The sequence below is a fragment of the Pseudomonas entomophila genome (genome assembly GCF_029478665.1).
In the GTDB taxonomy this organism is placed as follows: Bacteria; Pseudomonadota; Gammaproteobacteria; order Pseudomonadales; family Pseudomonadaceae; genus Aquipseudomonas; species Aquipseudomonas entomophila_F.
This window is the reverse complement of the sequence record NZ_JARPQB010000012.1, coordinates 40701-54863: the sequence shown is the minus strand read 5'-3', so window position 1 is coordinate 54863 and position 14163 is coordinate 40701. Positions and strand designations below refer to the sequence as shown.

The 14163-nt window shown below is 63.3% G+C and carries 15 protein-coding genes; 8 read left to right on the top strand and 7 right to left on the bottom strand.

Annotation, left to right across the window (positions count from 1 at the left end):
• Nucleotides 1-60: 60 nt before the first annotated feature.
• Entirely contained in the window at nt 61-951 is an 891-nt protein-coding gene (gene prpB / locus P5705_RS08270; protein WP_277460356.1) for a methylisocitrate lyase, read from the bottom strand.
• A complete protein-coding gene (locus P5705_RS08265; RefSeq protein ID WP_248919467.1) occupies nt 948-1664 on the bottom strand; it encodes a GntR family transcriptional regulator in 717 nt (238 codons plus the stop codon). Before P5705_RS08265 ends, prpB begins: the two co-directional genes overlap by 4 nt.
• A gap of 284 nt (nt 1665-1948) precedes the next feature.
• Between P5705_RS08265 and P5705_RS08260 the strand changes: the two genes are divergently transcribed.
• From P5705_RS08260 to P5705_RS08240, 5 genes are all read left to right on the top strand, one after another.
• Complete coding sequence (locus P5705_RS08260) at nt 1949-2485, top strand: ATP-dependent zinc protease family protein (protein ID WP_011533145.1); 537 nt, start codon at nt 1949-1951, stop codon at nt 2483-2485.
• Nucleotides 2486-2490: 5 nt separating this feature from the next.
• Nucleotides 2491-4026 carry an inactive transglutaminase family protein gene (locus tag P5705_RS08255; RefSeq protein ID WP_277460354.1) on the top strand — a complete coding sequence of 512 codons (1536 nt, stop codon included), beginning with the start codon at nt 2491-2493 and terminating at the stop codon, nt 4024-4026.
• Nucleotides 4026-5006, top strand: a complete 981-nt coding sequence (locus P5705_RS08250; protein ID WP_277460352.1) for an alpha-L-glutamate ligase-like protein — start codon at nt 4026-4028, stop codon at nt 5004-5006. The genes P5705_RS08255 and P5705_RS08250 overlap by 1 nt, the downstream gene beginning before the upstream one ends.
• A 175-nt stretch (nt 5007-5181) precedes the next feature.
• Nucleotides 5182-6525, top strand: a complete 1344-nt coding sequence (gene pabB / locus P5705_RS08245) for an aminodeoxychorismate synthase component I (protein WP_277460351.1) — start codon at nt 5182-5184, stop codon at nt 6523-6525.
• 123 nt (nt 6526-6648) lie between these two features.
• Nucleotides 6649-7383: a phosphoadenylyl-sulfate reductase gene (locus P5705_RS08240; RefSeq protein WP_252091088.1), complete on the top strand. Its 735-nt coding sequence runs from the start codon at nt 6649-6651 to the stop codon at nt 7381-7383.
• A gap of 139 nt (nt 7384-7522) precedes the next feature.
• Here the strand turns inward: P5705_RS08240 and cysB are convergent, their stop codons facing one another.
• The 3 genes from cysB to P5705_RS08225 form a co-directional block, all read right to left on the bottom strand.
• The gene (cysB, locus tag P5705_RS08235; RefSeq protein ID WP_011533140.1) at nt 7523-8497 is read right to left on the bottom strand and encodes an HTH-type transcriptional regulator CysB; all 975 of its coding nucleotides are present in this window, start codon (nt 8495-8497) and stop codon (nt 7523-7525) included.
• 126 nt (nt 8498-8623) lie between these two features.
• Entirely contained in the window at nt 8624-9121 is a 498-nt protein-coding gene (locus tag P5705_RS08230; RefSeq protein ID WP_240064970.1) for a universal stress protein, read from the bottom strand.
• A 104-nt stretch (nt 9122-9225) separates the two neighbouring features.
• Nucleotides 9226-10167, bottom strand: coding sequence for a putative 2-dehydropantoate 2-reductase (locus tag P5705_RS08225; protein WP_277460350.1), 942 nt, complete (start codon nt 10165-10167; stop codon nt 9226-9228).
• Between the two features lie 121 nt (nt 10168-10288).
• Here P5705_RS08225 and P5705_RS08220 point away from each other — a divergent pair, with 121 nt between their 5' ends.
• Both P5705_RS08220 and P5705_RS08215 read left to right on the top strand, forming a co-directional pair.
• Nucleotides 10289-10723: a PilZ domain-containing protein gene (locus P5705_RS08220; RefSeq protein ID WP_277460349.1), complete on the top strand. Its 435-nt coding sequence runs from the start codon at nt 10289-10291 to the stop codon at nt 10721-10723.
• 158 nt (nt 10724-10881) lie between these two features.
• Nucleotides 10882-11958 (top strand): 3-deoxy-7-phosphoheptulonate synthase, encoded by a 1077-nt coding sequence (locus P5705_RS08215; protein WP_277460348.1) that lies wholly within the window; start codon nt 10882-10884, stop codon nt 11956-11958.
• A 55-nt stretch (nt 11959-12013) separates the two neighbouring features.
• Here the strand turns inward: P5705_RS08215 and P5705_RS08210 are convergent, their stop codons facing one another.
• The gene (locus tag P5705_RS08210; protein ID WP_011533135.1) at nt 12014-12295 is read right to left on the bottom strand and encodes a GNAT family N-acetyltransferase; all 282 of its coding nucleotides are present in this window, start codon (nt 12293-12295) and stop codon (nt 12014-12016) included.
• 501 nt (nt 12296-12796) lie between these two features.
• Between P5705_RS08210 and oprI the strand changes: the two genes are divergently transcribed.
• Nucleotides 12797-13048, top strand: coding sequence for an outer membrane lipoprotei OprI (oprI, locus tag P5705_RS08205; protein WP_003259780.1), 252 nt, complete (start codon nt 12797-12799; stop codon nt 13046-13048).
• Nucleotides 13049-13178: 130 nt separating this feature from the next.
• Here oprI and P5705_RS08200 read toward each other — a convergent pair whose 3' ends face one another.
• Nucleotides 13179-14156 carry a L,D-transpeptidase family protein gene (locus P5705_RS08200; protein WP_277460347.1) on the bottom strand — a complete coding sequence of 326 codons (978 nt, stop codon included), beginning with the start codon at nt 14154-14156 and terminating at the stop codon, nt 13179-13181.
• Nucleotides 14157-14163 lie beyond the last annotated feature (7 nt).

Sequence of the window (14163 nt, the reverse complement as noted above, 5' to 3'; positions counted from 1 at the left end):
AATCGGGTGTCTGGCCTGTTCGCCGGCAAGCCGGCTCCTACAGGGCGATGTGCGCTTGAATCATCCCTTCTTCTGCGCGAACAGCGCATCGAGGCTCTGCTCGAAGGCGTGGTAGCCAATGGCATCGTAGAGCTCCATGCGGGTCTGCATGGTGTCGATCACGTGCTTCTGCGTACCATCGCGGCGCAGCGCGGTGTAGACGTTCTCGGCGGCCTTGTTCATGGCGCGGAACGCCGACAGAGGATAGAGCACCAGCGACACATCGACCGAGGCGAGCTCTTCGGTGGTGTACAGCGGCGTGGCGCCGAACTCGGTGATGTTGGCCAGGATCGGCGCCTTCACCCGGTCGGCGAAGGTCTTGTACATCGAAAGTTCGGTGATCGCTTCCGGGAAAATCATGTCGGCACCCGCCTCGACGCAGGCCGCGGCGCGGTCCAGCGCGGCGTTCAGGCCTTCCACCGCCAACGCGTCGGTGCGCGCCATGATCACGAAGCTGTCATCGCTGCGGGCATCCACCGCGGCCTTGATACGGTCGACCATTTCCTGCTGGCTGACGATCTCCTTGTTCGGGCGGTGGCCACAGCGCTTGGCGCCGACCTGGTCCTCGATATGGATCGCCGCGGCGCCGAACTTGCTCATCGACTTGACGGTGCGGGCGACGTTGAAGGCCGAGGCGCCAAAGCCGGTGTCGACATCCACCAGCAGTGGCAGGTCGCATACGTCGGTGATGCGGCGCACATCGGTGAGCACGTCGTCCAGCCCGCTGATGCCCAGGTCCGGCAGGCCCAGGGAGCCGGCGGCGACACCGCCGCCGGACAGGTAGATGGCCTTGAAGCCGGCGCGCTTGGCCAGCAGGGCGTGGTTGGCGTTGATGGTCCCGACCACCTGCAGCGGATGTTCGGCGGCAACCGCGTCACGGAAACGCTGGCCGGGGGTGCTCTTCACTGTCATGACTCACCTCGTGGGCTATTGTTGTCGGCGCCCTGGTAGTGGCGCTCGATATTGCGCTTGGACGCGCCGATGTGGCGGCGCATCAGGAGTTCTGCGAGTTCGCCGTCGCGGGCTTCGATGGCATCGAGGATGCGGTGGTGCTCGGCGAAAGCCTGGCGTGGCCGGTTGGGCGTGGTGGAGAACTGGATGCGGTACATGCGCACCAGTTGGTACAGCTCGCCGCAGAGCATCTTGTAGAGGGTCTGGTTGCCACTGCCCTGGATGATCCGGTAGTGGAAGTCGTAGTCGCCTTCCTGCTGGTAGTAGCCCTGCCCGGCCTGGAACGCGGCATCGCGCTCGTGGGTGTCGAGCACATGGCGCAGCTCGTCGATGGCGGCCTGGCTCATGCGCTCGGCGGCCAGGCGGCATGCCATGCCTTCCAGCGATTCGCGAATCTCGTACAGTTCGATCAGCTCGGCATGGCTCAGCGACACCACCCGCGCGCCGACATGGGGTACACGCACCAGCAAGCGCTGGCCCTCGAGGCGGTGGATCGCCTCGCGCAACGGGCCGCGGCTGATGCCGTAGGTGCGCGCCAGCTCTGGCTCGGAGATCTTGCTGCCGGGGGCGATCTCACCCTTGACGATGGCCGCCTGGATACGCCGGAAGACGTTCTCCGACAGGGTCTCGGTTTCGTCCTGGGTGATCGTCGTGGCCTGGGCTGTGTCCAGCATGATTGTCGACACCTTCAAAATCAATGACGGCAAAACTAGCCAAACCACAGCCAGGAGTCAAAGACAAAAAGAATATTGTCGACAATCGTCTAATAACGAACTTACCTCGCCTCTGCGCGGTCTGATCGCGGGCGCGCTGGCGTCAAGACATCGGCGTGATAGAATGCCGCGCTCCTTTCGGAGCATGGAGCATGTACCTGTCATCTTTTCATGCTACCGACACACTCTGAGGACGCTTGGCCAGTCGCCTTGCCCTGAACCCCGCACAGCACCGCGCCAGGATTATGAGACTCACACCCGCTTCACTGCTGCTCTGCCTGACCCTGCTGCCGGCCCTCGCGCCCGCGGCGGAAAAGACCGTGTACGGTCTGAACGAATACGCCCGCCTGGGCGATCTCGACCTGGAAGTGGCGGCCAAGCTCGACACCGGCGCCAAGACCGCCTCGCTCAGCGCCCGCGACATCAAGCGCTTCAAGCGCGATGGCGAGAGCTGGGTACGTTTCTACCTGGCCATCGACGCCGCCCACAAACACCCCATCGAACGCCCCCTGGCCCGGGTCAGCAAGATCAAGCGCCGCGCCGGGGACTATGATGCCGAATCCGGCAAGGCCTACACCGCCCGCCCGGTTATCGAGCTCGATATCTGCATGGGCCAGACACGCCGCACCATCGAGGTCAACCTCACCGACCGCAGCGCCTTCCAGTTCCCGCTGCTGATCGGCTCCGAGGCCCTCAAGCACTTTGGTGCGCTGGTCGACCCAAGTCTCAAATACGCGGCCGGCAAACCTGCCTGTGCCACCGAAGCTCCCAAAGCAGAGTAATTCCGATGCGCTCTCTTACCCTCCACCTGAAAGTCTTGATCACCGTCCTGGTGTTGCTGGGCGTGGCGATCACGGCCTACCAGATCTTCGCCCTTGGCATCCCGGTGACCGAGGATGAAACCGACGACCTGTGGAACATCGACGCCAAGGTCGAGTTCGTCGCCAGCGCCAAGGATCCGGTCAAGGTGCAGATGTTCGTGCCGCCGCTGAACCGCGACTACGTCAGCCTCAACGAGAGCTTCATCTCCAACAACTATGGGGTGAGCGTCAACCGCGTCGACGGCAACCGCAAGGTCACCTGGTCGGCGCGCCGCGCCAGTGGCAACCAGACCCTCTACTACCGCCTGGTGCTGACGAAGCGCTACAGCAACGAGAAGGCCAAGATCAAGGGCCCGACGTTCCGCGACAGCCTGGCGCTCGAAGGCCCGGAGAAGATCGCCGCCGAAGCGCTGATGGCGCCGATCCGCCAGCACTCGGCCGACGTCGAGACCTTCGTCAGCGAAACAATCAAGCGTGTCAACAATCTCAACGACGACAACGTCAAGCTGCTGCTGGCTGGCGACACCTCGTCGATGAAAAAGGCCCAGATCATCGATCTGCTGCTGTCCATCGCCCACGTGCCGCTGGAGAAAGTCCACACCATCCGCCTGATTGCCGACACCCCGCAAACGCCTGAGCTGTGGCTGCGCAGCTTCAACGGCAACGACTGGCTGTACTTCAACCCGGACACCGGCGAACAAGGCCTGCCCGCCGACCGCCTGCTGTGGTGGACCGGCGACGAGAACCTGATCAGCGTCGATGGCGGCAAGAAGGCCAACGTCACCTTCAGCATGAACAACAGCGAGATGAACGCCATTCGCCTGGCCAAGCTGACCGACGAGAACACCGACGCCGACTTCCTCGAGTACTCGCTGTACGGCCTGCCGCTGCAAACGCAGCAGACCTTCATGATCATGGTGATGATCCCGATCGGTGTGCTGGTGATCCTGGTGCTGCGCAACCTGATCGGCATCCAGACCCTGGGCACTTTCACCCCGGTGCTGATCGCCCTGGCCTTCCGCGAGACGCAACTGGGCTTCGGCATCGTGCTGTTCACGGTGATCACCGCGCTGGGCCTGTCGCTGCGCTCGTACCTCGAGCACCTGAAGCTGCAGATGCTGCCGCGCCTGTCGGTGGTGCTGACCTTCGTCGTGGTGCTGATCGCCGCCATCAGCCTGTTCAGCCACAAGCTCGGCCTTGAACGCGGCCTGTCGGTGGCGCTGTTCCCGATGGTGATCCTGACCATGACCATCGAACGCCTGTCGATCACCTGGGAAGAGCGCGGTGGCGGCCACGCCATGAAAGTGGCCATCGGCACCCTGTTCGCCGCCTCCGTCGCGCACTTGCTGATGACCGTGCCGGAGCTGACCTACTTCGTCTTCACCTTCCCGGCGGTGCTGCTGATCCTGGTGGGCTTCATGCTGGCGATGGGTCGCTACCGCGGCTACCGCCTGACCGAGCTCGTGCGCTTCAAGGCCTTCCTGAAGAAGGCTGACGCCTGATGTTCGGCCTGTTCAAGACCTGGAAAGCCCTGGAGGCCCGGGGCATCATGGGTATCAACCGGCGCAACGCGGACTACGTGTTGAAGTACAACAAGCGCCACCTGTACCCGATCGTCGACGACAAGATCATCACCAAGGAGCGCGCACTGGCGGCCGGCATCCATGTGCCGGAGATGTACGGCATCATCGAGACCGAGAAGCAGATCGAGCGGCTCGACGAGATCATCGGCGAACGCAACGACTTCGTCATCAAGCCGGCCCAGGGGGCCGGCGGTGACGGCATCCTGGTGATCGCCGACCGCTTCGAGGACCGCTACCGCACGGTCTCGGGCAAGATCATCAGCCACGAGGAAATCGAGCACCAGATCTCCAGCATCCTCACCGGCCTCTACTCGCTGGGCGGGCACCGCGACCGCGCGCTGATCGAGTACCGGGTCACCCCGGACCAGATCTTCAAGAGCATCAGCTACGAAGGCGTGCCGGATATCCGCATCATCGTGCTGATGGGCTACCCGGTGATGGCCATGCTGCGCCTGCCGACCCGCCAGTCCGGCGGCAAGGCCAACCTGCACCAGGGCGCCATCGGCGTGGGCGTTGACCTGGCCACGGGCCTGACGCTGCGTGGCACCTGGCTGAACAAGATCATCAGCAAACACCCGGACACCACCAACGCGGTGGACGGCGTGCAACTCCCCAACTGGGACGGCTTCATGAAGCTCGCCGCCAGCTGCTACGAACTGTGCGGCCTGGGCTACATCGGCGTGGACATGGTGCTGGACCAGGACAAGGGGCCGCTGATCCTCGAGCTCAACGCCCGCCCAGGCCTGAACATCCAGATCGCCAACGACTGCGGGCTCACGCAACGCACCCACGCCATCGAGGCGCACCTGGAAATGCTCGCCAAGGAAGGCCGGACCGAGAACGCCGCACAACGCGTACGGGTGTCGCAAGGGCTGTTCGGGCACGTTCAGCCGCTCTAGCAAGCCCCGTAGGAGCCAGCCTTGCTGGCGAACCACCCGCTGGCATTCGCCAGCAAGGCTGGCTCCTACAGCAAACAGGGCGCCATGGGTTCGTTTAATGTCGCCCCAGCGCTAGGCGCATTTCCTACACAGGTCTACAATCGCCCCCTCGCTTTTTTCATCGCCGTCCATTCTGATGCCGACCTGTACGCTCCACCCCCTGCCCTACCAGCCCGACCCCGCGTTCTATTTCGCACGCCTGCGCACAGCGCCAGGCGCGATCCTGCTCGACAGCGCCCGCCCCAGCGCCGAGCGCGGCCGTTTCGACCTGCTCAGCGCCTGGCCACGGCAACAGTTGCAGGCGCAGCCTGGCGAAACCGGCCAGGGCTACCTGCAACGCCTGCGCCAAGCCCTGGCCGAGCTGGGCACGGCACAACTGCCGCAAGGCGTGGAGCTGCCATTCGCCGGCGGGCTGATCGGCTACCTGAGCTACGACTTCGGACGCCGCCTGGAGCATCTGCCAGCCGCGGCCCAGGACGACCTCGCACTGCCCGACGCCCACCTGGGTCTCTATGCTTGGGCGCTGGTGACCGACCATCAATTGCAATGCAGCCAACTGGTGTTCCACCCAAGCCTCGAAGCGACCGAGCGGCACCGCCTGCTTCAGCTGTTTGCAGCTCCCGTCACCACCAAGCCCGGTGAGTTCCACCTACTCGCCCCCATGGCCGGCGACCTGACCCCCGAGCAATACCGCAACGCGTTCGACAAGGTCCAGCAGTACATCCAGGCCGGCGACTGCTATCAGATCAACCTGACCCAGCGCTTCCGCGCCCCCTGCCAGGGCGATCCGTGGCACGCCTACCAGGCCCTGCGCGCGGCGTGCCCGACGCCGTTTTCCGGGTACCAGCAACTGGATGCCGGTACGGCCCTGCTCAGCTTTTCTCCCGAGCGCTTCATCCACGTCAGCCAAGGCGAGGTCGAAACTCGCCCGATCAAGGGCACCCGCCCACGCGCGAACAATCCCATCGAGGATGCACGCAACGCTGACGAGCTGCTGAACAGCACGAAGGATCGCTCGGAAAACCTGATGATCGTCGACCTGCTGCGCAACGACATCGGCCGCACCTGCGAGATTGGTTCGGTGAAGGTGCCGGAGCTGTTCAGCCTGGAGAGCTACCCCAACGTCCACCACCTGGTCAGCAGCGTGACCGGGCGCCTGGCCGCTGGCCGCGACGCATTGGACCTGATCGGCGGCAGCTTCCCGGGCGGCTCGATCACCGGCGCGCCGAAGATCCGCGCCATGCAGATCATCGACGAGCTGGAGCCCACCCGCCGAGCGCTGTACTGCGGCTCGCTGCTGTATCTCGACGTGCGCGGCGAGATGGACAGCTCCATCGCCATTCGCAGCCTGCTGGTCAAGGATGGCCAGGTCAGTTGCTGGGGCGGCGGCGCGGTGGTGGCCGACTCGCACTGGCAGGCCGAATACGAAGAGTCGATCGCCAAGGTGCGGGTGTTGATGGAGACACTTCAGGCACTGTGAGGTATCGCGGCGTGTCGTGGGAGCGGGCTTGCCCCGCGTTCCTGGAACGTCTACCCCGCCATTTTTTGTTACCATCTGGACACTACGAGCGCACAGCGCCACTCACCTGATGGAAACCGCCTGATGAGCCAACCCTTCGACGTCGCCGCCCTGGCCGCGACCTACGCCAGCAAGTCCCCGCAGGAGATCCTCAAGCTCGCCTTCGAACACTTCGGCGACGACCTGTGGATCTCCTTCAGTGGCGCCGAGGATGTGGTGCTGGTGGACATGGCCTGGCGCCTGAACAAGCAGGTCAAGGTGTTCAGCCTCGATACCGGGCGCCTGCACCCGGAAACCTATCGTTTCATCGACCAGGTGCGCGAACAGTACAACCTGCCCATCGAGATCCTCAGCCCTGACCGCGACAAGCTCGATCCTTTCGTCAAGGAGAAGGGGCTGTTCAGCTTCTACAAGGACGGTCACGGTGAATGCTGCGGCATCCGCAAGATCGAGCCGCTGCGGCGCAAGCTGGCCACCGTGAGCGCCTGGGCCACCGGCCAGCGTCGCGACCAGAGCCCCGGCACCCGCAGCCAGGTCGCGGCACTGGAGATCGACAGCGCCTTCTCCACCCCCGAGCGCCCTCTGTACAAATTCAACCCGCTGGCGCAAATGACCAGCGAGGAAGTCTGGGGCTACATCCGCATGCTCGAGCTGCCCTACAACAGCCTGCATGAGCGGGGCTTCATCAGCATCGGTTGCGAGCCGTGCACCCGGCCGGTGCTGCCGAACCAGCATGAGCGCGAGGGGCGCTGGTGGTGGGAAGAGTCGACGCAGAAGGAATGCGGGCTGCATGCCGGCAACCTGATTACCAAGGCATAAATAGTCGGGGCCGTTTCACGGCCCATCGCGGCACAAGGCCGCTCCTACAGGTATTGCAGCGCATTTGCGGGCGGTGCTGTACCTGTAGGAGCGGCCTTGTGCCGCGATGGGCCGCAAAGCGGCCCCGTACGATCTTGAATCAGTGCACCGGCAGCTCGACGCCCTCGAACAGCTCTTCGAGCTCCTGCTTGTTATGGCACTGGATCGCCTTGGCCATCACCTCACGGGTCAGGTGCGGGGCGAACTTCTCGATGAAGTCGCACATGAAGCCGCGCAGGAAAGTACCGCGGCGGAAACCGATCTTGGTGATGCTGGCCTCGAACAGCTCGCTGGCATCCAGGCACACCAAGTCGCTGTCGAGCTTGGGATCGACCGCCATCTTGGCCACGATGCCCACGCCCAACCCCAGGCGCACATAAGTCTTGATCACGTCGGCATCGGCGGCGGTGAACACCACCTTCGGGGTCAGGCCGCGATGGTTGAACGCCTCGTCCAGCTTGGAACGGCCAGTGAAACCGAACACGTAGGTGACGATCGGGTACTCGGCCACCGCCTCGAGCGTCAGCTTCGGCAGCTTGGTCAGCGGGTGCCCCTGCGGCACCACCACGCAACGGTTCCACTTATAGCAAGGCATCATGATCAGGTCACCGAACAGCTCCAGCGCCTCGGTGGCGATGGCGAAATCGACGGTGCCATCGGCCGCCATTTCGGCGATCTGCATGGGCGAGCCCTGGTGCATGTGCAGGGCCACTTCCGGGTATTGCTTGATGAAGTTGCTGATCACCGGCGGCAAGGCATAGCGCGCTTGCGTGTGAGTGGTGGCGATGGACAGCGTGCCCTTCTTCTCGTTGGAGAATTCCTGGGCGATCTGCTTGATGCTCTCGACCTTGCGCAGGATCTCGCCGGCGGTATTGATGATGCGCTCGCCGGCCGGGGTGACGCGGGTCAGGTGCTTGCCGCTGCGGGCGAAGACCTCGACGCCCAGCTCGTCCTCGAGCAGGCGGATCTGTTTGCTGATACCGGGCTGGGAGGTGTACAGGCTCTGCGCCGTCGCGGAAACGTTGAGGTCATGGTGCGCCACTTCCCAGATGTAGCGCAGTTGCTGAAGCTTCATAGATATCCCTCAAAGGCGGTAGGTCACCGGCGCGCCGGCAGCGACGAGTTATAACTATATTAGTGGCTTGAGAAATAAATCTAGAACTATTTTGTTACGATCGCCGGAAATTACCTACCTCCAACTTCACCCTTTCCTACGCCCAAGATGCTGGGCGAGGGGCACCATGTAGACCGGCACCGGGGACAGTTGCAGCAGCCGCACCGCCGTGCGACCGATGGGGACGTCCACCCCGGCGCCCGCGCTGTGGCTACCGAAAATCAGCAAATCGACCGACAGGCGCTGCGCCTGCTCAAGGATCACCTGTGCCGGGTCGCCCTGACGCACCCGTACTGCGCGAATCAGCGCAAGATCGGCCGCCTCGCCCAACTCTTCACGAAAATTGTCCAGCACCCGCTGCTCGATATTGGCCATCACCGTGTTGACCCCCTCGCTGTGCAAGGCGTCGAGGGTCTGCTCGTCGAGGTAGCTCTGCAGGAGGGATTCGGCGAACTGGCCCATCGGTTCGACCGCGTGGATGACATACAGCTCTGCGTTGAAGGTCCGCGCCAGCGCCAGCGCGTGCTGCATGACAAAAGGCGCGTACACACCGAGGTCAGTGGCGTACAACATGGAACGGATCATTCGACCTCCTCGACTGCCGCTGCGGCAGAGCAAGGTTCAGCTTAGCAGCGCCATGGACTGGCGCCTTGCCGTCCAGCGCGCTGCCGGCGCGGGTTGCGGGAGGGTCAAGGCATGCGATTGTGCCGGTCGACGAACGCCAGCGCCTGGTAAAGCGCCTCCATGCGCGGCAGGTTGCATCCGGCCGCTCGGGCGCGGGCCAGGGGCTCGGCGTAGATCGCCTGCAGCTCCAGCGGCCGCTGCTGGACATGGTCGTGGTACATGCTCGGCCAGTAGTCCGGCATCTGTTCGGTGACGCGGAACAGGTGAGCGGCATACCCCGCCGGCAATTCATGCCCACACGCTTTGGCGCCCTCGACCACTTCGGCCATCAACGCCTGGATCAGCGCCCGGCTGTCGGGGTCATTCATCAATGGCGTGGTGCTGGCCTTCAGCAATACCGAAAGACCGTTGTAGGGCACGTTCCACACCAGCTTCTGCCAGCGCGCCTGGTTGAGGTCGGTCATGGCCTGGGAGTCGATACCTGCGGCACGGAACAGCGTGGCCCCCTCTTCCACCACGTCCAGGCCGCCCGGCCCGCTGTGATAACCCAGGTTGACCGCGCCCAGCGCCTGATGGCGGATTTCACCGGGGCGCTCGCGGTTCACACAGATAAAGCAAAGCCCGCCAAGCAGATGCATATCCGGGCGCAGGGCAGGCCGCAACTGATCCTCCACCCCCAGGCCGTTCTGCAGCAGCACCACCCTTGCACCCGGCGCCGCCACCTGGACGATCAGTGGCGCCAGCTCGGCATTGCTGGTGGCCTTCGCTGCGACCAGCAACCAGTCGCAAGGCGGCATGTCGGTGGCCGAGGCATAGGCCTGCACGTTGTCCAGCCGTAGCTGGCCATGCACGGCACTGTCGAGTTTCAGCCCCTGGGTGCGCACCACGTGATACTCGCTGCGCAAAAGAAAATGCACATCGAAGCCGGCGCGGGCGAGCATCAGCCCATAGAAGCCACCGATGGCGCCGCTGCCAATGATGCCGATACGGATATTGCGAGGGTCCATGCTGCACTCCTGGTCGGGTGTCGTTGTTGTTTGTCCGGTTTTTCTACACGTAAACCCGCCGTTTTTCGATCCCTCACTATACTGGGGCAATGAAGGTCAAATAATCGACACGGAGTCGAGCATGTGCGTCTACCTGCCCCATCCCGATGATATTCCTGTCGAACTGGCCCTGCGTCCATCATCCAGCCTCTTTCGTCGCCACCTCCACACCCAAGGCCTGGGCGGCATCGCCTGCAACCAGCCACGTGCTTACCGGCGCGGCACCGCGGTGGAGGTGCTGATGCCCTCGCTGGGGCTGGATGCACGCTACCCCGGCTATGTCGCCTGGTGCCAGAAGCTCGACGCGGGCTATCGGGTGGGCGTGGCCTTCACCGACAGCCAGGCGCTGTTCGCCGCGCGCATGAGCGAACAGGTGTGCCAGATCCATCATTATTGCCAGCAGCAGGTACCCGGCGAGCTGGACAGCGACACCACCCAGCGCCTGGCCGCGCAATGGGTCGACCAGCACGCCGACGCCTTCTCCGAGGCCAGCCTGCACGCTTCCTCGCCCACCTGAGCCCGCCCCTCCTGCAAAAACCCCGTGATTACGGGCCCAGGCCATTGTCGCGCCCCCGCTAACGCGTTAAGGTTCGGGGCTCCCCGCTGCGAACAAACTGCTGCTGGGCCGCACGGGGATTGCTGGCGGCCGGCACCCGTGACCTGACGAGTAACACGATGGCTGATTTACCGATCGATGACTTGAACGTTGCCTCCAACGAGACCTTGATCACCCCTGATCAGCTCAAGAAGGAAATCCCCCTCAGCGCCAAGGCCCTGCAGACCGTGACTGCCGGCCGCGAAGTGGTGCGCAATATCCTCGACGGCAAGGACCATCGCCTGTTCGTCGTGGTCGGCCCCTGCTCCATCCACGACATCAAGGCCGCCCACGAGTATGCCGAGCGCCTCAAGGTGCTGGCCGAAGAAGTCTCCGACACCCTCTACCTGGTGATGCGCGTCTACTTCGAGAAACCGCGCACCACGGTGGGCTGGAAAGGCCTGATCAATGACCCGTACCTGGATGACTCGTTCAAGATCCAGGACGGCCTGCACATCGGGCGTCAGTTGCTGCTGGACCTCGCGGAAAAGGGCCTGCCCACCGCCACCGAAGCGCTCGACCCGATCTCCCCGCAGTATCTCCAGGACCTGATCAGCTGGTCAGCCATCGGCGCGCGCACCACCGAATCGCAAACCCACCGCGAAATGGCGTCGGGCCTGTCTTCGGCAGTCGGCTTCAAGAACGGCACCGACGGCGGCCTGACCGTGGCGATCAACGCCCTGCAATCGGTCTCCAAGCCGCACCGCTTCCTCGGCATCAACCAGGAAGGCGGCGTATCGATCGTCACGACCAAAGGCAACGCCTACGGCCACGTGGTGCTGCGCGGTGGCAACGGCAAGCCCAACTACGATTCGGTCAGCGTCGCCCTGTGCGAACAGGACCTGGCCAAGGCCAAGATCAAGGCCAACATCATGGTCGACTGCAGCCACGCCAACTCCAACAAGGATCCGGCCCTGCAGCCACTGGTGATGGAGAACGTCGCCAACCAGATCCTCGAAGGCAACCAGTCGATCATCGGCCTGATGGTCGAGAGCCACCTGAACTGGGGCTGCCAGGCCATTCCGAAGAACCTCGACGAACTGCAGTACGGCGTGTCGGTGACGGACGCCTGCATCGACTGGGCGGCCACCGAGAAAACCTTGCGCAGCATGCATGCCAAGCTCAAGGACGTGCTCCCCAAGCGCCAGCGCGGCTGACCGCCACGCACACGAAAACGCCGGGCAATGCCCGGCGTTTTCGTAAGTGGCCTGCTCAGACCTTGCTCGAGTGGCGCTGCTGGCGCTCCATGTAGCGCTCGACGTAGGAGCAGGACGGGATCACCGTGTAGCCCATCTGCTCGGCGTAGGCCAAGGCCTCTTCGGTCAGCGCGGCGGCGATCCCACGGCCACGCAAGGCATTGGGCACGAAGGTGCGATAGATATCCAGCGTCTGCTTGCCCAGGTCCATATACGTCAGGTAGGCCCGGTGACCGTCCACGGTGGTCTCGAACTGATGACCCGCCTGGTCATGGTGGATGGTCAGCGTCTCGCTCATCACTACTCCTCGCAGGTCTTGTCGGCAGACCCTTACCTTACCGATGGGGATTATCCGGCGGAGGAACCTCTACGCCACCTGTTGGCCGTTGGACAGCGGGGCGACCTGGGTCGTTCTGCCGCGCATGGCACCCTCAAATAGTAGGCGGCGCCTGCAAGATTGCTCAAGCCATCACGTATGAAAATGCTGACAGCAACCTCCCCACTCATGCCCTGGCAGGACAACAGCAACCGGATGTTCTAGGGCTAAGACGCCAACCGACAGTTAAAGTCACCGTTAGTTCAACAAAAAAGTTCCCGTACTACAATCGCTTGCGAACGCCGTGCAAGATTTTCACACTTTGCTCACAAACCCCGTCGCGCACCCCCGTCGCGACATTTTTTTTGCAGTTCTTGCGCTCAGTCAGTTTACTTACTACAAGTAATGGGTACTATGTACGCCGGCCAGTTTCTCTTTTCCGAGAGATGGCTATTTAATAGAAAGTCCTTGAAGGGGAACACGATGAACAACGTTCTGAAATTCTCTGCTCTGGCTCTGGCCGCAGTTCTGGCTACCGGTTGCAGCAGCGTATCCAAAGAAACCGAAGCTCGCCTGACTGCTACCGAAGACGCAGCAGCTCGCGCCCAGGCTCGTGCAGACGAAGCCTACCGCAAAGCTGATGACGCTCTGGCAGCTGCTCAGAAGGCTCAGCAGACCGCTGACGAAGCCAACGAGCGCGCTCTGCGTATGCTGGACAAAGCCAGCCGCAAGTAATAATCCTCACGGATTGTTATGGAGCCGACCCACTTGTGGGTCGGCTTTTTTATTGCCCGAAGAACGCCAGGCCGCACAAACAAAAAAGGGCCTGCACTAAGGCAGGCCCTCGAGAGTAGTACGAAATGGCTTACTGCAGTTCGGGCGGAATGCTCGACACGATCGGCGCACCGGCAGCGGTACCGACCGGCACGGCGATTTCAACGGGCATGCCGTCTTCAGCGGCAACCACGTCACGCACCATGTCCCAGTTCATGCGCAAGTTGTTGGCCAGGTCTTCGCGCTTGAGCAAGGCGTTGATGACGGCGGTGTGCTTGTCGACCACCGACGGGTTGCCATGGTCGTCCAGCGGTGTATGCGCCTCGAGGTAGACCTTGCCGCCGCTGATACCGAACTTGTAGGGCTCGTTGATGATGCGTACCGGCGTGCCCACCGGCACCATCTTCGACAGTTCCAGCACATTGTTGTTGAGCATGCGGAAGCAGCCGTGGCTGGTGCGCATGCCAATGCCGAACTTCTTGTTCGAACCGTGGATCAGGTAGCCCGGCACGCCCAGGGTGAACTTGAACGGGCCCAGCGGATTGTCTGGGCCTGCCGGCACGACCGCCGGCAGGATATCGCCATCGGCGGCATGCTCGGCACGGATCGAAGCTGGCGGCGTCCAGGTCGGGTTCGGGGTCTTGGCGGTGATCTTCGTGTTGGCGATGGGAGAGCCCCAACCTTCACGGCCAATACCCAAGGGGAAGGTGTGCACCACGTTCTGCCCTTTCGGGTAGTAGTACAGGCGGTACTCGGCGAGGTTGATGACGACGCCTTCGCGTGGCCCAGGTGGCAGGACGTAGCGGGTGGGCAGGACGATCTCGGTGCCGGCGCCCGGCAACCACGGGTCGACACCCGGGTTGGCGGCGATCATCTCGAGGTAGCCCAGGTCGTTGGCGGTGCCGATATCGGCGAAGGTGTCTTCGTACTTGGCCTTGATGGTCTGGACCTGGCCGACGACGTCCTCACCGGGCGGTGGCAACGGCAGCTCCAGCGCAACAGCAGGGCCTGCTGCCAGCAAGGCGGCAAGCGAGAGGCTACGGGTGACGGCGGGAAAGCGCGGCAACATCCGGTAA